This window comes from Terriglobus roseus DSM 18391 (genome assembly GCF_000265425.1).
Taxonomy (GTDB): domain Bacteria; phylum Acidobacteriota; class Terriglobia; order Terriglobales; family Acidobacteriaceae; genus Terriglobus; species Terriglobus roseus.
Map to the genome: position 1 here is coordinate 934,318 of NC_018014.1, position 20,736 is coordinate 955,053.

Here is a 20,736-nt window from a genome sequence, read left to right on the forward strand (position 1 = left end):
GGGGGGACACGTCGCGATCTTCGAATGTTTTCTTGGGGAACCGATTCCTGTTCGGTTGCGTACAGAGGGTTATGGGAACGGTGACCATGCCGATATCAATCACGATGGGCCTGCCGGGCAGCGGCTGGGGTACTCGCCCGCGGGATGCGAAGCTTTTGCAGCGAACCCGCAAGAACTCTCTGCCGGAGATTCTGCTGAGTTCTAATGCTGCCGATGAGTTGTTGCCGGTGAGCCTGCGCGGTAAGGAGCTACCGGTCGTCCGCGATAATCGCGGTACACTGCTGCCACTGCACGAGGATGTAATTTTGCTGCGAACCGCCGAAGAATCCGCAGATCGCGAGCCTTGGCGTGCCGAATCCACGCTGGCACCTGCGATCGATGCTGCGAAGGCTGCTGAGATCGACGCGCTGCATCGGCTGGTCTACGCGTGCATGCGCGGCGACGGCGCCGCATGGCAGCAACTGGTGGTCTCGCAGCACCGGCGCGTGTATGGCATCTGCTATCGCTTTACCGGATCGCCCACGGACGCTGAGGACCTGACGCAGGATGTGTTCCTGAAGGTCTATCGGAATCTGACTGGCTTCGATCCTGCCAAGGGCGCCTTCACGACCTGGCTGACGACCCTGACTCGCAATTTGCTGGTGGATCACTTTCGGCGGACGCGGCAGGATCGTGCGACCGATTCACTGGACGAGAGTTCACGCGAAGGCGAGGATGGGCCGACGATGGCCGATCGCCTGGCGGATACCCGTCCCAACCAGATGCAGCAGGTGGCCCAGGCTGAACTACGCGTGCGGATCCAGCATGCGTTGAAGCAGTTGTCGCCGGAGCTGCGCGAAGCAGTGATCCTGCGCGATCTGCAGGATATGGACTACAAGGAAATCGCTGCGGTGCTGAAGGTGCCGGAGGGCACTGTGAAGAGCCGTATCAGCCGGGGCCGCGCAGAGATGGCGCGCATGCTGGGACGCACAGAAGGGAAGGTGATGTAGGTGGCCGATGAGAGTTCCAATTCGAAGGAAGGGAAGAAGCGCATGAGCCGGCTAACCTGCACCCAATGCGAAAGCATGATGCTGGACGCGGCCGACGGCTTGCTGTTGCCGGACGACGACGCGCACTTCCAGCTTCACCTTGCCGACTGCGCCTCATGCACGACGGCGTACGCCGATATCAAGCGTGGCGGGGCGTGGATGGAGATGTTGAAGGACGATCCACCAGAGCCGCCAGCCGGGCTGGTGGACCGCATCCTGGCGCAGACCAGCGGCAATCCCCAAGTGATGCTGGCCCTCATGGCAGAAACAGCGCATGCCGGGTCGATCTTCGGTCACAGCCAGGGAGCGAAGGTGCTGCCGTTCCGCGTGCCAGAGCCGCGCACGCCGTGGGCACGCATGGTGCATACGGCCATCCAGCCGCGCTTTGCGATGACGGCGGCCATGGCGTTCTTCTCCATCGCGTTGACGATGAATCTCGCCGGTGTGCGGCTCAGTGCGTTACGTGCCAGCGATCTCAAGCCCGCTAACGTCCGCAAGAGCTTCTGGGCGGTCAACAGTCAGGTCGTGCGCTACTACGACAACCTGCGCGTCGTCTACGAGCTGGAATCACGCGTCCGGGAGATGCAGCGGGACAGCGACAACGATGCTGCGCCGCGCAGCGGCATTATGTCTACGCCCTCCAACACAACGCAGCCTGGCGAAGAGACGCAGCCGCAAGGTCAGCCGAAGCAGCAGCCGAATGGGCAGCCGCGCAGCAGCTCACCGCGCCTGCATCGAGAAGGTCCTCTGAACCTTTCGATCCCGGACGGGAACCGCACACGACTGGAACACGTACATAGCAATCAGAACAAGATGATCGCGGCACAGATCCGCGGAGAAGGAGCCCAGGCATGAGCACACAGAATCCGAACACGGATCCATACGAGCAGCAGCCCTATACTGCGCCGGGTGCCTCGGCGGCTTATGACCCGTCAACAGGTGCACCCTACGACCCTGCGGATGTACCACCTCCGCCGCCCTACCCGCCATACGGCCCGGGAACGCCACACGTGCCCAACCCGCTGCTCGCCGGTCTGCTGGGTTTCATCCCTGGCGTCGGCGCGATGTACAACGGTCAGCTGGCAAAGGGCATTGCGCACATCGTGATCTTCGCCGTCCTGTCGTCCCTTGCAGACCACGTCAACGGTATCTTCGGTCTGTTAGTGGCGGGATGGATCTTCTACATGGCCTTCGAGGCGTATCAGACCGCGCTTGCACGGCGTGATGGTCGCCCACTGCCTGATCCTTTCAGCCTGAACAACATTGGCGACCGCTTTGGCTTCAACGGCAATCAGCACCCTGATCTGAATCAAGCATGGTGGAGCACCATGGGCAAGATGCCCGGTGCTGCTCCGCTGACGGGCGATCCGCGCGTGGACCCGGCTGGTGCTCCCTATTCCGGACGCACCGACGCAAGCGGTAGCCAGGCCACTTACCAGGTGGATCCGGATGGCGGCGTGTATGCCTCGACAGGATCGGTGCCGCCTGCTTCCGGTTATGTGCCCCCTGCGGGTTATGCTCCGCCATCTGGATACGGTTATGGCGCAGCGTATGGAGTGCCCCCGGTGCCTCCTCCTCCGCCCAGCTATGGAATGCCTCCGGTACCACCGCCCCCGGGCTTTGGTAGCGTGCCACCGGTCGCTCCGGTCCGTGGTGGTCTGCCGACGGGTGCCATCTGGCTCATCGGCCTTGGATTCTTCGCGCTGCTCGGATCGCTGCATCCCTTTGCGTTCCTGGAAGGTGAGGCTACGGGAGGTCTGTTCCTTATCGCTCTCGCTGGCTTCATCTTCTGGCGGCAGAGTATGCGGAACCAGCTTTACCCGGCTGGATCGCCTGCCGCGCAGTGGAACCTGATGCGCGCCGCCAAGGGAGCGGGTGTGGTCTTCATCGTGGGACTGCTGACGCTGCTGCAGGGACTGCACGTGGTGGCCTGGCACGAGTCCTGGCCGTTCCTGCTGATCTTCCTCGGCGTCGTCATGGTGCTGGAGCGGATGTCGTTGAACCGGATGAACGCTGCCGGAGAGTTCTCCGCCCCTGCAGCTTACCCAGGCTACCCGGGGGCTCCTGTGGGAACACCGGTTCCGCCCGAGAGCAAAGCAGAGCCGTCGACCCAGTCGGACTCCACCTCCATCCTGCCGCGTTACAACCGGCCCAGCAACGATCTGTCGATCAATCCGAACGCGGATGACCGCGGGGAAGGACGCTAGCCATGAGCACGACACCCCCGAACCAGCCGCCCTTCGATCCGTCGAATGTGAACGATCCTCGTTATGACCCGAGCCGCGATCCGCGTCTGGACCCGCGCTGGCAGAAGGCGCAACAGCGTTTCTACCGGGACCAGCAGCGCGCTGCCTCCAACCAGGAACGTGCCGCTGCTCGGGCACAAGCCTCAGCGTGGAAGGCACAGAGCAAGGCGAATCGGGATCAGTGGAAGATGTACTGGCGCGGACAGCGACGGTCATCCATCGTAGGACCGCTGCTGCTGATCGCGCTGGGTGTCATCTTTTTCCTGGTCCACAGTGGCCGGATCTCCATGGTGAATTTCTTCAGCTGGTACGCGCGCTGGTGGCCGCTGCTGCTGATCCTGATCGGCGTCCTGCGGCTGGTGGAGTGGGCGATCGACCGGGCGCGTGCACCGCAGGACGCTCCGCCGATGCGTTACTCCGTGGGTGGTGGTGTGGTCTTCGCGGTCATCGTACTTGCCTTCATCGGTATCGCGACACACAGCATGCAGTGGCGTGCTGACCACAACGGCTTCGGCTTCGTGGGGCCGTTTGGTGGAAACGACATGGGGCATTTCTTCGGGCAGAAGCACGAGGAAGATTCTCCTGCGGTAGAGCATGCCCTGACGTCCGGTGCGTCATTGACGATCGACAATCCACGCGGCGATGTCTCTGTCTCGGGAACCAGTGACGATGGCAAGGTCCACCTGTCGGTGCACAAAGAGGTCTACACCAGCTCCGATAACATCGCGACGGATCGACTGCGTGCGATGTCCCCGGTCTTTGAGGGGGCTGACGATAACCTGCGGGTGCGCGTGCCTGCAACAGAGGGTTCCAGCGCTGACCTGACGCTGCTGGTGCCCGCAGGTACACGCGTGCAGTTGAACAGTGACCGCGGCGACGTGCATGTGACCAATCTGAAGTCGCCACTGGTGGTTACGGCGAATAACGGTGACGTGGAGATTGCCGCGATTACGGGCAGCGTACAGGTGCACGTGAACAACCGGCGTCGCAGTACAAATGTGCGCAGCGTCACCGGAGACGTCAACGTGAACGGCAATGGTGACAGTGTTTCGCTGTCCGACGTTAATGGCACCGCAACCGTAAAGGGTGACTTCCTGAGTGGCGGCCAGTTGGAACGAGTCACCGGTGCTGTCAGTTATCACAGCAGCCGCACGGACCTGACACTGGCTCGCCTGGACGGGCAGATGTCTCTCGATAAAGAAGATCTGAACCTGTCGCAGGTAGTCGGTCCTGTTCGAGTTGAGACGCGTAGTCGCAACATCACGCTGGACAAGGTGACCGGCGAGGTCAAGGTCGTCAACAGCAATGGCACCGTGGATGTGCACGCGGCACCACCGACGGGCGCTATCACCATCGATAACCAGAAGGGTGATGTGAACGTAACACTGCCCAACGCGAGTAAGTTCAATCTGAACGCGGAGACCAGTGACGGCGATACGCACAGCGACTTTGCGGGTGTGAACTCGGACGGCCGCGGAACTCTGTCGGGCGCGGTGAATGGTGGCGGGATCGCTGTCCGCATCAACACATCGCACGGGGATGTGAATGTGACCCGCAACTCGGCGGCTCCGTTGCCGCCGCATCCTCCGACGCCGACGATCACTGGCTTCGGGTCGGTTCCGCAGCCGCCGACGCCGCCGAGCATGCCCTCTACCTCTGGCATGCCGCCAGAGGCAGCAGCAGCGGTCGAAGATGCAAAGCGGCAGGCTGCCGAGGCCAGGTCGCAGGCTGCGCAGTCCGTCGCCGATGCCCGCCAGCAAGCGAAAGAAGCAATGGACCAGGCGAAGCAGGCAATGAAAGATGCGCAGGAAAAGCAGAAGGAAGCGATGCGGATGGCACGAGAGGCTGCGAAGCAGAAAGACTAAGTTGCACAATTTCCAGACATGCATAGAGAAAGGCCGCTCAGATGAGCGGCCTTTCTTTGTAACTGGAGCGATTCGACTTACTTACTTGAGCTCGTAGCCCGCGAAGAAGTAACCAATCTCGAAGGCCGCCGTGTCTTCTGCGTCCGAACCGTGGATGGCGTTCTCTTCGATGGACGAAGCGAACTGCTTACGGATGGTGCCTTCTTCGGCGTTCGCCGGGTTGGTTGCGCCCATCAGCTTGCGAAGATCGAGGATTGCATTGTCCTTCTCGAGAACCATGGGAAAGATGGGGCCGGACGACATGAAGCGGGTCAGGTCCTTGAAGAAGGGACGAGCGCTATGCACGTGGTAGAAACCCTGTGCCTGCTCGTCCGTAAGCGACATCTTCTTGATGGCGACAATCTTGAATCCGGCCTTCTCGATTTCTGCGAGAATGGCTCCGGTGTAACCCTTGCGGACGGCGTCCGGCTTAACGATAGAAAAGGTACGCTGCGACATGATGCTCCCCGACTGAAGTTTCTTCGTAACCAATCTATTGTACCGTTTTGCAAATTTCGATGACCGTCAACGCCACTTGGCGTTTCGACTACGAATTCTGTTGCGACGAACCAGCTATAGCGTCCTGCATGGCCTCCGGCACGAAGAGCGAGAACGTCGTGCCCCCCCGTGGACCGCCGCCTGTCCTGGAACGCACGTTTAGCCGGCCGCCGTGGCGCCGAGCCAGCGTGCTCGAGATCCACAAGCCAAGGCCGGAGCCGCCGTCACCCTTGGTCGTGTAGAACGGCTCGAAGATCTGCGACGCAGTTGTCTGAGTCATGCCGTGGCCGGAGTCGGAGACGCTGATGCGCAAACCTGAGGCACGCGTGTGCGGATCTCGCGATGCGCGTGTGCGGATGGTCATGGTGCCACCCTTCTCCGCCATCGCGTCAATGGCGTTCCCGACGAGATTGTTCAGGATCTGGCGTATATCGCCTTCCGGGCAGAGGAAGGGCCGCGAGTTTTTATGGCGGCGATCAATCTGAATGCGACGGTGATGAAGTCGTCCCTGATGCAGTGCAAGCACGGATTCGATCAGCGACTCTGGCGAGCACATGGTCGCAGAGGCGCCGCCGCGCTGGAAGCGAAGTGTCTGCGCCACGATCTCGGAGACGCGAGCAAGTTCCTTCTCCGCCATCTCGAGGTAGGAGCCGGATTCGTCGGAGAGCGAAGGATCGTTGCGCACGAGATACAGGAGGTTTGTTACGGCTTCGAGCGGATTGTTGATCTCGTGCGAGATGGAAGCGGCGAGTCTGCCGACTGCCGCGAGCTTTTCGCTCTGCACCAAGCGGTCTTCCGCCATCTGCTGCTGGCGTCGTAGTTGGTCGGCGGCGGCTCGCTCGACGGATACAGAGGTTGCGCGATGGCGCGTAGCCTGCTCCTGTGCAAGCTCCTGCTCGGCGCGGGCTGCGGCGTCGCGCTGGCGCAGGACTTCACGCTGCTCAGCTTCAGCACGCTCCAGGCGCTGCTTCATCTGGTGACGGGTGCTTACATCGGTAAGAGTTACCACGGTGCCTTGGACCTGGTCGCCGAACTCAACTGGAGCGGAGGAGCAAGTTACGTAAACGGGCTCGCCGGACTTGGTCCAGAGGACTTCATCTACGTTCCTTGCGGGCTGGCCGGTGGCGCGCGCTTGCAACAAAGGGCAGTCGGCTGGCAGGTATGGAGAGCCGTTGGGATGTTTGAAGTGGACGAGTTCGTGCATGTCCTGGCCGAGGCACTCTGCCTCGGTGAATCCGAGTAACTCCAGTGCGGCTTCGTTGATCTGCGCGCACTTTCCGTGGGGATCGACCGTGTAGATTCCTACTGGGACGTGCTGTAGAACCGCGAGGACAGATGGCACCACAGGACCTGCGGGACCACTCTTTCCCGGTTCCTGGCTGTGCATCTCCATCACGTCTCCCCTGCGTGCGGTCAAAACGCCACGCATACAGATGGATGCACAAAGCCTTTGTTACATAGCCTACTTAGGGCAGTCAGCTTGCGCCGCAGCTCAGAAATATGTTCGGTGGATGAAGAAAATGGCGAAGGCTTGAAAAGTCTGAATCGTCTCAGTGCGCAGTTGGGTCTTAGCCGACCTGTCTGGCTATGAGCCTGCAGACTTTAACGGCTGAGGTTCGCGAACTCACTGCGCTTCCGGCTGTAGAAGAAGTAGACGCAGAGCCCGATGACGAGCCATACGAAGAACCTCATCCAGGTGATGGCGGGCAGGCCGGCCATGAGGAGGATGCAGAAGAGCGTGCTGAGGATGGGGATGACTGGTCCGCCGGGTACGCGGAAGCCGCGGTGGCGGGTCGGGTCTTTGTAGCGCAGGACGATGACGCCGATGGATACGAGGACGAAGGCGAAGAGGGTGCCGATGTTTGACATCTCGGCGAAGGTGCCTACGTCGAAGAGGCCGGAGGGGATTGCGACGAGGATGCCTGCGACCCAGGTGGCGAACGCCGGTGTGCGGTACCGGGAGTGGACGGTTGAGAAGACGTCCGGGAGCAGTCGGTCGCGGCTCATGGCGAACCAGACGCGGGCCTGGCCGAGCTGAAAGACGAGGATAGACGAGACCATGCCGACCAACGCTCCGAGAAGAACTGCGAGCCGGACGAAGTGAAGGCGGTGCGCTCCGGGCAGAAGGCTTACGCGTTTGAGCGCATTCACGACCGGCGCGCCGTCTCCCGCGATGGTCTGCCAGGGCACGAGGCCGGTCAGTGTTGCTGCTACGCCGATGTAGAGGATGGTGCAGACGACGAGCGTTGCGATGATGCCGATGGGCACGTCTCGCCGCGGGTTCTTGCACTCTTCGCTGGCGGTTGAGACTGAGTCGAAGCCGATGTAGGTGAAGAAGATGATCGATCCACCGGCGAGCACGCCGGAGAAGCCGTTGGGCGAGAACGGGTGGTAGTTCGAGCTATGGATGAAGCTGGCGCCGAAGCCGATGAAGAGCAGAATGGCTGCGATCTTCACGAGAACCATGATGTTGTTGGTGCGGGCGGACTCGGAGATGCCTCGTACGAGCAGGACGGTCAGCAGTAAAACGACGACGAAGGCGGGAAAGTCAAAGCCGAAGTGCCAGCCCGGGCTGAAGATTTCTTTCCCGCCGAGGTCCGTCAAGCCTAGGGGCAGGTAGGCGGGTGAGAGCCATTTGGGATCGACGCGGATGTTCATCCAGTCGAGGAGATCGACGATGTGGGCGGCGAAGCCTACCGAGACACTCATATTGCTGAAGGCGTACTCCAGGATGAGGTCCCAGCCGATGATCCAGGCGACGAGTTCTCCGAGTGTGGCGTAGGTATAGGTGTAGGCTGAGCCCGCGATCGGGATCATGCTGGAGAGTTCTGCGTAACAAAGGCCCGTCAGTGCGCAGACGATAGCGACGAGCACCAGCGAGATGGCGAGTGCCGGACCTGCTCCCGGCCGGCCCGCGACGGCGCCGTGGTGCAGGATGAGGTCGATGATGGGCGAACCCTTCCAGTCCGCCAGCTTTTCCGGATTGCCGCCGATCGCCGTTCCAATAACGGTGAAGATGCCGCTGCCGATGACTGCGCCGATGCCCAGGGCCGTCAGTGAGACGGGACCGAGGGTCTTCTTCAGTGCGTGTTCTGGTCGCTCCGAGTCGGCGATCAGTTTATCGATGGACTTTGTGGCAAAGATCTGTCGGGGCAGCGGGATGTCCTCAGAGTTTTTACGGATGAACAGAGGTAGTTTAGCGTGTTGTTCACGGGCCGTTGCATAGGAATCCGTGCCGGGAAGGTGGTTGAAGGTGCCATTGCGTCGATTAGCGTTGGGTGCGGTTATGTGGGGATGTCTGGTGGGGGGCGCGGCTGCTCAAGCGGGGGCCGGACCAACTGGAACTTTGGCAGGGCCGTGGACCCGCGCGTTGAATGCCCCGGTCATCTCGCCGCAGCCCGCGAGTACGTTTGACGATCCGATCAGCGGCACGCCGACCCATTGGGAGGCACTGCATACGTTTAACCCCGCGGCCGTGGTGCGGGAGGGCAAGGTGTACGTAATCTACCGGGCCGAGGATGACTCCGGATCGATGAAGATTGGCGGTCATGTTTCGCGGCTGGGGCTGGCAGTGAGTGACGATGGAATCCATTTCCGCCGTATGCCGCAGCCGGTGATCTATCCCGCCAAGGATGCCCAGGAGGAGCGGGAGTCGCCGGGCGGCGTGGAAGACCCACGCATCGTGGAGTCGCCGGCGGGCGGTTATGTGCTGACGTATACGCAGTGGTCGCGCAAGCTGGGACGGTACTCGGTGGGCATCGCGACTTCGAACGACCTGACGCACTGGCAGAAGCATGGGCCTGCGTTTGCGGGAGCTCTCGAAGGGCGTTACGACGCCTACAAGTACAAGTCCGCCGCGATCCTGACGGAAGTGAAGGGTGGGCGTGTCGTTGCGGCACGTGTGCAGGGGAAGTACTGGATGTTCTGGGGTGATCTCGGTATTCGCGCTGCTACTTCTGCTGACCTGATCCACTGGGTTCCGGTGGAGGCATCTGCCGGTACACCGAGGGTGATGCTTGAGCCGCGAGCCGGCAAGCCGGATAGTGATTTTCCCGAGGCCGGACCGCCGCCTGTGCTGACCCGTGAGGGCATCGTGATGCTCTACAACGCGAAGAACAAGGATGGCGCGGGAGCCGATCCGTCGTTGAAGGCGGGGACTTACTCGGTGTTGCGTGCGGTGCTATCGGCGAAGGATCCGATGAAGGTCATCGCACGGACGGAGACGCCGGTCTTCAAGCCGGAGCTGCCGTTCGAGCAGAGCGGCCAGTATGCCGCCGGGACGACGTTTGGTGAGGGGCTGGTGCTGTTCCAAGGTAAGTGGTGGTTGTACTACGGCTGCGCCGATTCCTTCGTGGGCGTGGCCTCGACACCTGCCGCTAAGTGAAATATTCACACTTCTTTGCCTCCGCGCGTGAGGGTAGGATCGGAGGCAAAGAAGCGGGCGTCGGAAGAGAGGTCATACGATGAAGATCTTCACGGGAGCGCTTTCCTTGCTCTGTATCGTTGTGCCGCTGACGGCTCAGGCGCCGGGGCCGCTGGAGCTCCACAATGTGAAGTCCGAGGTCGTTACGTATAGCGGTCGGCAATCGGTCCAGATCACAGATGACGGACCGGAGACTCTCGGCGATGCCGGGCGGCTGGCTGTCCTGCACCGCGCTCCCTTTCTGGATGGCGTCATCGAGATGGACATTGCAGGCGATACGGTCCCGAATGCCGCTCCCAGTGCTCGTGGATTCGTCGGCGTTGCGTTTCGCGTGTCAGCCGATCGCACCCGGTTTGAGTGCTTGTATCTCCGCCCCAAAAACGGCCGTGCTGAGGACCAACTGCAGCGCAACCATTCCATGCAGTACATCTCGCATCCCGGCTATCCATGGGAGAAGCTTCGTTCCGAGACCCCCGGCAAGTACGAAGCCTATGCGGACATGGTCGCTGGGAAGTGGATCCACGTGAAGATTGAGGTGAACGGTCAACGCGCGCGGCTTTATCTGAACGGAGCCGAGCAGCCCTCCCTGCTGGTGAATGATCTGAAGCAGACACCGGCGTCGGGCGACATCGCCCTGTGGGTGGGTCCGCAGACTGTCGCGCACTTCGCGAATCTGAACGTTCACCCTTGAGTTCCGCAAGACCCGTTCTAACGGACAAGGCCCGCTCCGATTGCTCGGTGCGGGCGCCTGCAGAGAAGTGACCCGCTCAGAACGCGTAGGTCAGTTGGACGGTGACGGCTCGCGGTGTCAGGAAGTGCGTTCCGGAAAACGTCGAGAGGAAGTTGTAGAGGCCGTCCTTGTTGGTGAGGTTGACGATGTCGGCGTGGATGCCGATCTGCTGCCGCTCGTGGTGGTAAAGATCGTCTTCTCCGAGTGAGATGTCGAAGACGCTTCGGGGCGCGATGCGCGAGGGGTTCCTGTCATCGTCTTCGGTGCCGGCGGGTGGGATGCGGATGCGCGTTGTCTGCAGACTGCCTGCGGCGCAGGAGCGGACGGGCTGGCCAACGGCTGCGAAGACCGATCCGCAGTGCAGGCCGATCTGCGCCTGTTCATCCCCGGTCAGGCGCAGGACGGAGGCGGCGTCTGGCGTGGCGACGGAGACGAGGCCGCCGTCGTAGCGCCATGAGAAGCCGGCCCACGGGCCTCGACGCCCGAGTTGGTAACGGACGTAGGTGTTGGTGGCAAGGCCCTGGTCGTGATCGGGCCGCGTGACGTTGCTGTACGGTGCGTTGAAGCTGACGCCACCGGTCTCCGGGCCAAACAGTCGCGAACGAACGTGGCTCGCGGTGAAGTAGCCGGCGAAGCCGTGAGTGGGTGCAACGCTGAGCCGGAGAAGACCGCCGTCGATCTTTGACTTGCGGAATTGTGTGGGGAAGGTCAGTGGGCTGTTGAGCAGCACATCAAAGTCATAGGCGCCGTAGGTGAACTTCCAGAAGTACTCGCTGCTGAGGGTGAGGTGCTTGCTGAGCTGCGACTCGCTACCGATGTTGAATTGATTGCGATGGCCGGTCGCGAGCGGTGCCGAGTTCGCAGCGCCGAGTGCCGCCGAGGTTGATCCCGGGCCTGCGGAGCTGGCGACGATGAGGTTCTCGTTATACGGCGTGATGAAGACGCGCGAATAGCCCATGCGAAGGACTGTGCGGAGTGGCGTTGCGTTGTAGGCCACGCCCACCCTGGGCTGGAGACCGGTGGACCGTGCGAGGCCGTTGTACTTGTCGAAGCGGAGGCCGAGGTTCGCGGTGAAGTTGCCGAGCTGGATACTGTCCTGGCCAAAGACCGCCTCCTGCTTGATGTCGGTCTGTCCGGCGAAGGCGAAGAGGGTGCCGCCGCGGGTCAGGTCGATCGCGAGAAGGTTTGGGAGGAAGTCAGGATTGACGGCGAGGCCGACGCCCGCGCACTGTGTCGTTGCTGTGAGCGATGTCGCGGGAGAAGAGGCGCCATCCGCTGCGAGACATGGACTGTTGTACATGGGGTCTGTGAGGCCGGTTGCGAAACGTTCCGCGAGGAAGGTGTGTTTCCACTCCGCGCCGACGGTGACGTTGTGCCTGCCCTTTGCGTAGCTGTACTCCGAGCGGATGCCGGCGTTGGTGAGACGGCGCGATTGTGCGAGGTAAGCCGGCGTGTCTGCGAAGGTATCGGTCGAAGGCCTGTAGCGTACTTTGTCCTGGCGCACCCACAGGTTTGTACGCAGGTACGACGCGGCGTTGAAGGTATGCATGAGCGACGGCGCGATATTGAAGCTCTGGATTGTCTGTCGCTGGTTCTGGCGCAGGGCGTGTTGATCGTAGGTGTTGGGCGTCTGAAACCACGAGTGACTGAGTATGGCGTTGAGTTGCAGTGATGTTCGCGGGGTGAGGCGATAGTCGAGCCGCTGGAAGATGTTTTCCAGATTGCCGTTGGCATGCAATGGGACGAGTTCCGGTGTGTCGAGGAAGCGTCCGCTGTTGAGTGCGTCGATGGCCGTAAAGGTTCCGAAACGTTCGGTACCGTAGCCCACGCGCGCGCTTGCCTGACTTGAATTAAAGCTGCCGCGGCTGATGGAGAACTCACCGGTGGGGTGGTTCTGATCGAGGCCCGATTTGGTATGCGCCACGATGACCATGCTGGTCTTGTCGCCGACATCGGCCTGCGGAGCGCCGACGCGGACCTCGAGTGACTGCAACGCGTCGAGCGAGATCTGCGAGGAGAAGGTGCGGCTCTGCTGATCGGTGACGGGCTGGCCGTCGATGACGAAGGAGGCCTCCGCGTGATCGCCCAAGGGATGAAAGGAGCCATTGGAGTTTGCCGCGACACCGGGTGTGGTGTTGGTGATGAGCGAGCTCAGCGGGGAACTGACGCTCTGGCTGGGGATGCGTTCCATCTCTTCGAGCGTGATGGAGACGCGGGCAGGCGCGGTGGGATCGAGAGCGTTCGCGTCTGCTGTGACATCCACGCTGCTGGCAGTACTTACCGGAGCGAGGTGGAAGTTGACCTGCAGTGGTGTGCCTGAGTAAGTGAGGCTCTCAGAGGCTGCGGCGAAGTCCCCGCCCTGGGCACTTATGCGGTAGTTACCCGCGGTAAGTTCTGCAAAGGAGAATCTCCCCTCAGCGTCCGAGACGACGATGCGTGTTGCCTGCGTCGATTGCTGGAGCAGCGTCACGTTCGTCCGTGGAAGCGCTGCTCCAGTCTTGTCGGTCACGAGTCCGGATAGCTCCGCAGCGTTGCTGCTCCGCGCGGCAAGCGAAGTCGGATCGAGACCGACGGGTCCAAGAGCAAGGAGGAATGCAAAGAACATCTGCGTGCGCAATTTAGCTTCACCTAAAACAAATTTAGGCTAGCCTAAATCGCGGGGCGGGTCAATGACTTGTTGGGTCGTTGACTTAGTAGCGGGTGACCAGAGGTTGCCACTATCTGCGGACGCTGAAAAGCCCGCATGCGGCAGATGCCGTGCGGGCCGTTTCAGCTAAGTTCGGTTTGGGACTAGCGCTTGCTGGTGCCCTTAACGGCGGAGCGCATCTTCTGCTTGTTGCTGCCGCGCGGCGTGGTGCGGGGAGCCTTGGGTGCTGCGTTCTTGCGTGCCGTGCGCTTTGCTACCTTGCGCTCGTCGTGTGCCAGTGCCTTGGTGTTTGCCATGATTGCTTGAACCTTTTTCCTGAAAATTTCGCCGGCGGTGCGCCTGCGAGGGCGCTAGAGTTTGAAGCTCTCTTCCATGCAGCCTTCCGGCTTCCGTCAGAGCTTTTCAAGCTGGGCGAACTTCTCTACCAGCTTCTTCACGCCGTGCTTTGTAAATTGTACTGTAAGCTTGGCGTCCGGACCGTCCCCTTCGCGCTGTGCGACGACTCCATCGCCATATTTCGGGTGGCGAACGCGACTGCCGCGGGCGAGCTGGGTGGCTCCGTTGGCCTCTGGAATGTCCATCTTTGGCCGCGAAAACTTGCCACCACCGCCGAAGAAGCTGGCGATATTGTCGATACTGTCCGGTTTTGCCCCTGTAGCCACAGCCTTCTTGGATGCGCCAAACTGCAAGCCAAAGTTGCTTTTGGGCTTGGGTGGCGGCGCGGCGCCGCTCTGATCTTCGTCCTCGTAGCTGTAGTGACGCTCGCCGCCGAAGTCGTCACCGCCCTTCCTGGGCCATTTTTTGCCGTAGGCGCCGCCGTAGCCACCGTAGCCGGTGTCTGCGCGGAAGCTGGGCCGGTCAGCGGGGGAGCCGAGGTCTTCCACGAGGCGGGAGGGAACCTCTTCGAGGAAGCGTGATGCGACGGTGGCGTCGGGCATGTCGGATCCGTAGCGGCGGCGATAGCGGGCCCGCGTCATCACGAGGGTGTCCATGGCGCGCGTCATGCCGACGTAGCAGAGGCGGCGTTCTTCTTCGAGGCCGGCGGGGTCCTGCATGGTGCGCGAGCTGGGGAAGAGGCCTTCCTCCATGCCGCAGAGGAAGACCAGCGGGAACTCGAGGCCCTTGGCGGCGTGTAGCGTCATGAGGGTCACGCGGGCGTCCATGTTGATGCCGTCGGCGTCGCTGACGAGGGCAGCGTGATCGAGGAAGTCCGAGAGTGTCTCGCCACGCTCCTGCGCATCCTGCGCGGCGTTGGCGAGTTCTTTGAGGTTTTCCATGCGGCTGAAGGCTTCGGGCGTGCCCTCGGCCTCGAGGATCTTGAGGTAGCCGCTGCGATCGTTCAGGAACTTGATCAGCTCCGGCAGGGTAGCGGGATCGCCCGGGGCGCGGAAGCCGTCGATGCGGGCGCTGGTCGCGAGCGGTGCGGTGCTGTCGACGACCGGCGCGGCCATCGCCCGAAGCTCGGCGAACTTGTCCGAGGACGATCGCTTCTGCGCGGCGTTGTTGCTGGCTTCGAAGGGATTGAAGGCGACCGAGGGCTGCGGGGCTTCCTCGGGTGCGGCTGGAGTGGTCGGCTCAAAGCTGAAGTCGAAGCTGGTGTCCGCGTCTTCGATCTGCGAGTTTTCGGGCGCGATGGTGCTGCGTTCTTCGCTGGGGCCGAAGTCGAAGCCGAAGTTGAAGCTGGTGTCGAAGGAAGTGTCCTCGTTCGCATCGCTGGCGGAGGCGTTTTCTTCTTCACCGACGAACTCAGCGGTGGGCTCCTCTGTGGTGAGTCCGGCGTCTGCTGCCAGGGCGTCGCCGAAGCCGGGGCCGAGCATGGCGCGTGCGTCGAGGATGAGGCGGCGGAAGCCGGTGAGCGCCGTGATGGCGCGGGCGGGCAGCAGCTGCTCTGCTGCGACGCGTTCGATGGCGTCCCAGGAACTCATGCCGGTGGTCAGCGCGATGCGTTCGAGGGTTTCCATCGTCGTTTTGCCGATGCCGCGTGGTGGCGAGTTGACGACGCGGTTGAGCGCGATGGAGTCATGCGGGTTCTGCACCAGCTTGAGGTAGCTGAGCATGTCCTTGACTTCAGCGCGGTCATAGAAGCTGAAGCCACCGACCATGTGGTACTGGATGTTGTAGCGGCGCAGCGACTCTTCTACGAGTCGTGACTGCGCGTTGGTGCGGTAGAGGACTGCGCACTTTGGCGTCTCGCCGGCGGAGGTGACTTCGCGGATGTAGGTCTGGATACGGTCTGCGACGAAGAGCGCTTCGTTCTCGCCGTCGGGCGCTTCGTAGAAGCCGATGAGCGATCCGCCTTCGCGCGTGGTGAAAAGCTCTTTGCCCTTGCGCTGCGTATTGTTGCGGACGACCGAGCCTGCGCCTTCGAGGATGACCTGGGTTGAGCGGTAGTTTTGCTCGAGGCGGATGATCTTTGTGTCGCTGAAGTCTTTCTCGAAGTCGAGGATGTTCTTGATGTCCGCGCCGCGCCAGCTGTAGATGGACTGGTCTTCATCACCGACGACGCAGACGTTGCCGTGCTCGCCGCTGAGGAGACGCATGAGTTCGTACTGTGGGCGATTGGTGTCCTGGTACTCGTCGATGAGCAGGTAGCGATAGCGCTTCTGATACTTTTCGCGCGTCTCCTTGCTGGTCTTGAGCAGGCGGACTGTTTCGAGCAGGAGGTCGTCGAAGTCCATGGCGTTGTTCTTCGCCAGTTCGTCGCGATAGATCTTGAAGATGTGGGCGATTCGCTCTTCGAGCGGATTGGTCGATGCGAGGAAATACTCCTGCGGATCGATCATGTGATTCTTTGCCCAGGAGATGCGGCCCAAGGCGACGCGGGGCTTGAGCTGTTTGTCATCGAAGCCGAGGCGTTTGAGCGCGGTTTTTACGATGGCCTGCTGATCGGTCTCGTCGTAGATGGCGAAGCTTTTGGTGAGGCCGACGCCGTTGACGCGCAGAGCTTCGATGTCGCGACGGAGGACGCGCACGCAGAGCGAGTGGAAGGTGCTGATGAGCGGGCGGGCGAGCGAGCTGTGACCGATGAGGTGATCGACGCGCTCGCCCATCTCCTTCGCTGCCTTGTTGGTAAAGGTGACGGCGAGGATGCTGTCGGGGGCGACGCCGCGCTCTTCGATGAGGTACGCGATGCGGTGGGTGATGACGCGCGTTTTGCCGCTGCCGGCACCGGCAAGCAACAGCACGGGGCCGTCAACACTCAGCACGCCTTCGCGCTGCTGCGGATTCATATTGTCAAGCAGGCGGGACACGTTGCGAAGCGACTCCAGACACCATCCAGTTTATCGCGACAGCCTGTGTGTTATACCGCGTGGCCCTATTGCACGATGGTGCCGGATCGTTCCGAAACGACCTTGATCGCATCAGCCGCGCAGCCTTTAAGGTTCACGCACGCGATGGGCTGCATGTCTTTGTTGAAGCAGGCTTCGACGGCGGACAACTGGTTCTGGCTGCAGGAGAGGACGAAGCTGCCCTGTGGAAAGGCGGGGTTCGCTCGATGGAAGAGAGTCAGGATCTCAGACGGCCGCATGGTTGCGTCTTTGCCGAGGCTGGTGAACATCGGGGGGATCGTGATGGACTTGTAGGCCTGGCGGGCTGTTGCGAAGAAGCCTTCCGGTGACAGTGTGGTGCAGGTGCCGTGCTTGGCCCACTCATGCCGCAGCAGTGCAAGGTTCGGGGTCATGTCGAGGCTGCGCTCGGGATGTGCGGGGCCGGGCCGCTGCGAGCAGTAGCCGGGATAGGTGCCATCGTTGTTTTGCGTCCACAGGCCATGCAGCACGAAGTCGCGTGGTGTCTCGCAGGCGAGGTCTTCGCTGGAGTTTGAAGCGCGCTCTGCCGGTGTGAGTGTCTTCATTGCATCGCAGAACGCGGGCGCCCATGACATGTTCAGCACGTAGTAGTCGAACCGGCCTGGAGTCGACTTGATCTCCTGCGCGTGGGAGTCGATGCAGTGTCCAACTGTGGACAGCGTCAGTGCGAGAACGGACAGGGGACGTGCGAGTGGCATAGCGGTGCTCCTGGCACTCACTGTATACGCGACGTTGCTGCTGTGGATTCCAAGCGGCGATACCCGCGTAAACACAGGGGATTCGTCGCATGGGATCGGCCGAGTGACGGGCAGCAAAAGAAAGTTGAAAAAACTATGGAACGGAAGTGAACGTGCCGCGTATCTGTCAGTGCGCGACGATGTTCAACCTGCAGGGAACTTCGCCAGCTACTAAACCTTTAGGAGAAGTCACCATGATCCGTCGTTCCGTTATTGCCCTTGCACTCGCCGCCGCCACCTTTGCACCCGTTGCTTCGCAGGCCTTCCCCTTCTTCGGCAAGGGCGAGACCTCGCAGGTGAAGGTGAAGATGGTGAAGATGACCCTGAAGAACCAGACCAACGCGCCGATGGATGTTTTGATCGAGGACAAGCCCGTGACCATCGCCGCAAACGGTGAGTATGCCCTGAGCGCACCAGAAGGCACGCATATCTATGGAACGGACAAGGTCGTGAAGGTGCTTGTCACACGTGACCTGAACGGTTCGACCGCTTCCTTCCGCTAGAAACAATCTCGCTCCAGCGAAGTCTTACTGAGAGCAGCAGGAGTGGAGGGCCGGCAGCGGCGCTGCCCTTCGTCATCAGAGAGCCGTGGTCGTGAGCTGGACGTGGGTGCCTGGAAGAGGTGCCCATGTCCGCTTTTTTTTGTTCGACCGTACCTAGTGCCTGCGCAGCGACCGCGTCGTTCCCTGGGGAAGTGCGTCTTTGGCTTCAGAAGCGAACAACGGTTGTCAAGATTTGCAGAAACAAAAACGGGTGAAACTCATAGGTCGTTTGCGCAGAGTTTCGTAACTGTTGTCAATCGTCAGAAGCCATCTGGGTACATCTTTTGGCATGTGGATTCCCATAATTGCCTGCAAAAGGCCTTTCGTGAGAACTGACGGAGCTATTGGAATAAAAGTCGGAAAAAGTTAGAAGAATCGACGAGATTCAGATAACTTTTCTTACTCGGGAAGCGTATAACTCAATGCGCGACGTAAGTTTCAATTGCAGTGGGACTTCGCCAGCTACACAAGCATTACCGGAGAAGTCATCATGAACCGTAATTTCACTGCTCTCGTCCTTGCCGCCTGCACCCTCGCACCGCTCGCATCGTACGCCGCTACCATGGACAACAACTCAAACATCTCTCAGGGTAAGGGACCGATGGTCCGCGTAACCCTGAAGAACCGCAGCAACCTGACCCAGAACCTGGTTATCCAGGGCCGTCCGGTTTCGCTTGCGGCGAATGAGGAGTACAAGCTGGAAGCGCCCGCGGGCACCATGGTGTATGGCGCGGACAATGAGGTCAAGCTGACCATCGTCAAGGAGTACAACGGCGCGGTCGCTTCGTTCCGCTAAAGAGCATGCAGGTCGAGGGCCGCTAGTCGGCTCTTACGCTCGTACTTTCCGCCCGCCGAGAGCCTCTTAGACTCTTCCCGGGATCACCTTCAACACGAGATGGACGTGGCTCGCGCTGCAATCGCGTGCCACGTCCTTTTGTTTTGGTGATTCGGTTCAGGCGGCGCCCGCTTATTCTTGTTGCATGTCACTTCGTACTCTCTGCGTCTTCTGTTCCTCGGCTGATGGTGCACGTCCTGCGTATCGCGAGGCTGCGCTGGAACTTGGCGCGCAACTGGCTTCCCGCGGTATCGGTCTCGTCTACGGCGGCGCCAACGTCGGCCTGATGGGGGCGGTGGCAAACGCGACGCTGAGCGGCGGAGGCCAGGTCATCGGTGTGATCCCGCATGTGCTGGTCGACAAGGAAGTCTCAAATAACGGCTGCACCGAGCTGCACGTGGTGGACACGATGCACACACGCAAGGCGTTGATGGGCCAGCGGGCGGATGCATTCCTGATCCTGCCGGGTGGCTACGGCACCTTTGAAGAACTGTTTGAGGTGCTGGCGTGGGAGACGCTGCGGCTGCACAGCAAGCCCATGTGCCTGCTGAACACAGCCGGTTTCTACGACGGCATGCTCACGTTCCTGGATCATTGTGTGGCGGAGGGCGTGCTCAAGCCCAAAGCTCGGGGGATTCTGCTGGTGGCGGACACGGTGGATGAAGCCCTGGCGAAGATCGATGCTGCGCTGCAAGCCGCCAGTGTCTAGCTTTGCGGAATCTTCGACGGCAATCGAACCATCCAACTTCTCGACATAAGTAAAAGGGGAGTTCCGTACCATGCCGAACCTGTTCGATCCTATTCGCGTTGGCGATCTCGACCTGCCGAACCGTATTTTTATGGCGCCGCTGACGCGCCTGCGTGGCACCACAGAGAATGTGCACCGGCCTGAACTGGCCGCCGAGTACTACTCCCAGCGCGCTGCCGCCGGCCTGATCATCACCGAGGGCACGCCCGTGGACCCGAAGGGCGTCGGCTATCCCCAGGTGCCGGGCATCTGGTCGGAGCAGCAGACCGAGGCATGGAAGCCGATTGTTGATGCCGTACATAAGGCCGATGGCCGCATTTTTGCGCAGATCTGGCATGTGGGCCGTGTTTCGCACTCGACCTACCTGGATGGCGAGCCACCGGTTGCACCGAGCGCCATTCCACCGAGCAGCGGACATGTGAGCCTGATCCGGCCGGTGACGCCGTTTGAGACGCCGCGTGCGTTGTCAGTGGGCGAGATCCATGAGGTTGTGGAGCAGTTCGGACGCGCTGCTGAGAACGCGAAGGCTGCGGGCTTTGACGGTGTGGAACTGCATGGAGCGAATGGATATCTGCTGGACCAGTTCCTGCAGAGCGGCAGCAACAGCCGTGACGACGAGTATGGTGGATCGGTTGAGAACCGCGCGCGGCTGATGTTGCAGGCTGCCGACGCAGCGATTGCGGTGTATGGAGCCGGTCGAGTCGGCATGCACCTGGCGCCGCGCAGCGATGCGCATGGCATCAGCGACGAGAACCGCGCGGAAACCTTCGGCTATGTGGCAACGGAGTTGGGCAAGCGCAAGATCGCCTTCCTGATGGCACGTGAGCACGAGGCGCCGGACAGCCTGGGACCGACATTGAAGAAGCAGTTCGGCGGCGTGTACGTGGCGAACGAGGGCTTCACGCTGCAGAGTGCGAATGCCATCATCGAGCGCGGTGACGCGGATGGTGTGGCGTTTGGCAAGGCATTCATTGCGAATCCTGATCTGGTTCGGCGCCTGCGTGAGAACGCGTCGCTGAATGAGCCCAATCCGGAGACGTTCTATGCCCATGAGGCTGCGGGTTACACGGATTATCCCGCGCTGGCGTAG

At 61.3% G+C, this 20,736-nt stretch carries 17 protein-coding genes; 10 read left to right on the forward strand and 7 right to left on the reverse strand.

Annotation, left to right across the window (positions count from 1 at the left end):
* Positions 1–86: 86 nt before the first annotated feature.
* From TERRO_RS04055 to TERRO_RS04070, 4 genes are read left to right on the forward strand one after another with little or no spacing between them, the layout of a single operon-like run.
* A complete protein-coding gene (locus TERRO_RS04055) occupies positions 87–989 on the forward strand; it encodes an RNA polymerase sigma factor (RefSeq protein ID WP_014784726.1) in 903 nt (300 codons plus the stop codon).
* A 42-nt stretch (positions 990–1,031) separates the two neighbouring features.
* A complete protein-coding gene (locus TERRO_RS04060; protein ID WP_014784727.1) occupies positions 1,032–1,883 on the forward strand; it encodes an anti-sigma factor family protein in 852 nt (283 codons plus the stop codon).
* The gene (locus TERRO_RS04065; RefSeq protein ID WP_014784728.1) at positions 1,880–3,235 is read left to right on the forward strand and encodes a hypothetical protein; all 1,356 of its coding nucleotides are present in this window, start codon (positions 1,880–1,882) and stop codon (positions 3,233–3,235) included. The genes TERRO_RS04060 and TERRO_RS04065 overlap by 4 nt, the downstream gene beginning before the upstream one ends.
* A 2-nt stretch (positions 3,236–3,237) precedes the next feature.
* On the forward strand, positions 3,238–5,139 hold the full coding sequence (locus TERRO_RS04070; protein WP_014784729.1) for a DUF4097 family beta strand repeat-containing protein: 1,902 nt from the start codon (positions 3,238–3,240) through the stop codon (positions 5,137–5,139).
* Positions 5,140–5,220: 81 nt separating this feature from the next.
* On the opposite strand, the gene ndk is transcribed toward TERRO_RS04070, so the two are convergent.
* The 3 genes from ndk to TERRO_RS04085 form a co-directional block, all read right to left on the reverse strand.
* A complete protein-coding gene (ndk, locus tag TERRO_RS04075) occupies positions 5,221–5,637 on the reverse strand; it encodes a nucleoside-diphosphate kinase (protein WP_014784730.1) in 417 nt (138 codons plus the stop codon).
* Between the two features lie 88 nt (positions 5,638–5,725).
* Complete coding sequence (locus tag TERRO_RS21830) at positions 5,726–7,063, reverse strand: two-component system sensor histidine kinase NtrB (RefSeq protein ID WP_169315277.1); 1,338 nt, start codon at positions 7,061–7,063, stop codon at positions 5,726–5,728.
* A gap of 215 nt (positions 7,064–7,278) precedes the next feature.
* Positions 7,279–8,865, reverse strand: coding sequence for an amino acid permease (locus TERRO_RS04085; protein WP_014784732.1), 1,587 nt, complete (start codon positions 8,863–8,865; stop codon positions 7,279–7,281).
* 181 nt (positions 8,866–9,046) lie between these two features.
* Here TERRO_RS04085 and TERRO_RS04090 point away from each other — a divergent pair, with 181 nt between their 5' ends.
* Together TERRO_RS04090 and TERRO_RS04095 are read left to right on the forward strand one after the other, a co-directional pair.
* Positions 9,047–10,060 (forward strand): glycoside hydrolase family 130 protein, encoded by a 1,014-nt coding sequence (locus tag TERRO_RS04090; protein ID WP_245536210.1) that lies wholly within the window; start codon positions 9,047–9,049, stop codon positions 10,058–10,060.
* Between the two features lie 79 nt (positions 10,061–10,139).
* Complete coding sequence (locus TERRO_RS04095; protein ID WP_014784734.1) at positions 10,140–10,790, forward strand: hypothetical protein; 651 nt, start codon at positions 10,140–10,142, stop codon at positions 10,788–10,790.
* Positions 10,791–10,866: 76 nt separating this feature from the next.
* On the opposite strand, the gene TERRO_RS04100 is transcribed toward TERRO_RS04095, so the two are convergent.
* The 4 genes from TERRO_RS04100 to TERRO_RS04110 form a co-directional block, all read right to left on the reverse strand.
* Complete coding sequence (locus TERRO_RS04100; RefSeq protein ID WP_245536211.1) at positions 10,867–13,446, reverse strand: TonB-dependent receptor; 2,580 nt, start codon at positions 13,444–13,446, stop codon at positions 10,867–10,869.
* A 173-nt stretch (positions 13,447–13,619) separates the two neighbouring features.
* Entirely contained in the window at positions 13,620–13,772 is a 153-nt protein-coding gene (locus tag TERRO_RS23380; RefSeq protein ID WP_014784736.1) for a hypothetical protein, read from the reverse strand.
* Positions 13,773–13,868: 96 nt separating this feature from the next.
* The gene (locus TERRO_RS04105) at positions 13,869–16,727 is read right to left on the reverse strand and encodes an ATP-dependent helicase (protein WP_014784737.1); all 2,859 of its coding nucleotides are present in this window, start codon (positions 16,725–16,727) and stop codon (positions 13,869–13,871) included.
* 65 nt (positions 16,728–16,792) lie between these two features.
* On the reverse strand, positions 16,793–17,482 hold the full coding sequence (locus TERRO_RS04110) for a ribonuclease T2 family protein (RefSeq protein ID WP_014784738.1): 690 nt from the start codon (positions 17,480–17,482) through the stop codon (positions 16,793–16,795).
* A 233-nt stretch (positions 17,483–17,715) separates the two neighbouring features.
* Between TERRO_RS04110 and TERRO_RS04115 the strand changes: the two genes are divergently transcribed.
* The 4 genes from TERRO_RS04115 to TERRO_RS04130 all read left to right on the forward strand — a co-directional run bounded on the left by TERRO_RS04115 (position 17,716) and on the right by TERRO_RS04130 (position 20,736).
* Positions 17,716–18,024, forward strand: coding sequence for a hypothetical protein (locus TERRO_RS04115; protein ID WP_014784739.1), 309 nt, complete (start codon positions 17,716–17,718; stop codon positions 18,022–18,024).
* Positions 18,025–18,553: 529 nt separating this feature from the next.
* Positions 18,554–18,859 (forward strand): hypothetical protein, encoded by a 306-nt coding sequence (locus tag TERRO_RS04120; RefSeq protein ID WP_014784740.1) that lies wholly within the window; start codon positions 18,554–18,556, stop codon positions 18,857–18,859.
* Positions 18,860–19,043: 184 nt separating this feature from the next.
* Positions 19,044–19,607 (forward strand): LOG family protein, encoded by a 564-nt coding sequence (locus TERRO_RS04125; protein WP_014784741.1) that lies wholly within the window; start codon positions 19,044–19,046, stop codon positions 19,605–19,607.
* A gap of 70 nt (positions 19,608–19,677) precedes the next feature.
* Positions 19,678–20,736: an alkene reductase gene (locus TERRO_RS04130; RefSeq protein WP_014784742.1), complete on the forward strand. Its 1,059-nt coding sequence runs from the start codon at positions 19,678–19,680 to the stop codon at positions 20,734–20,736.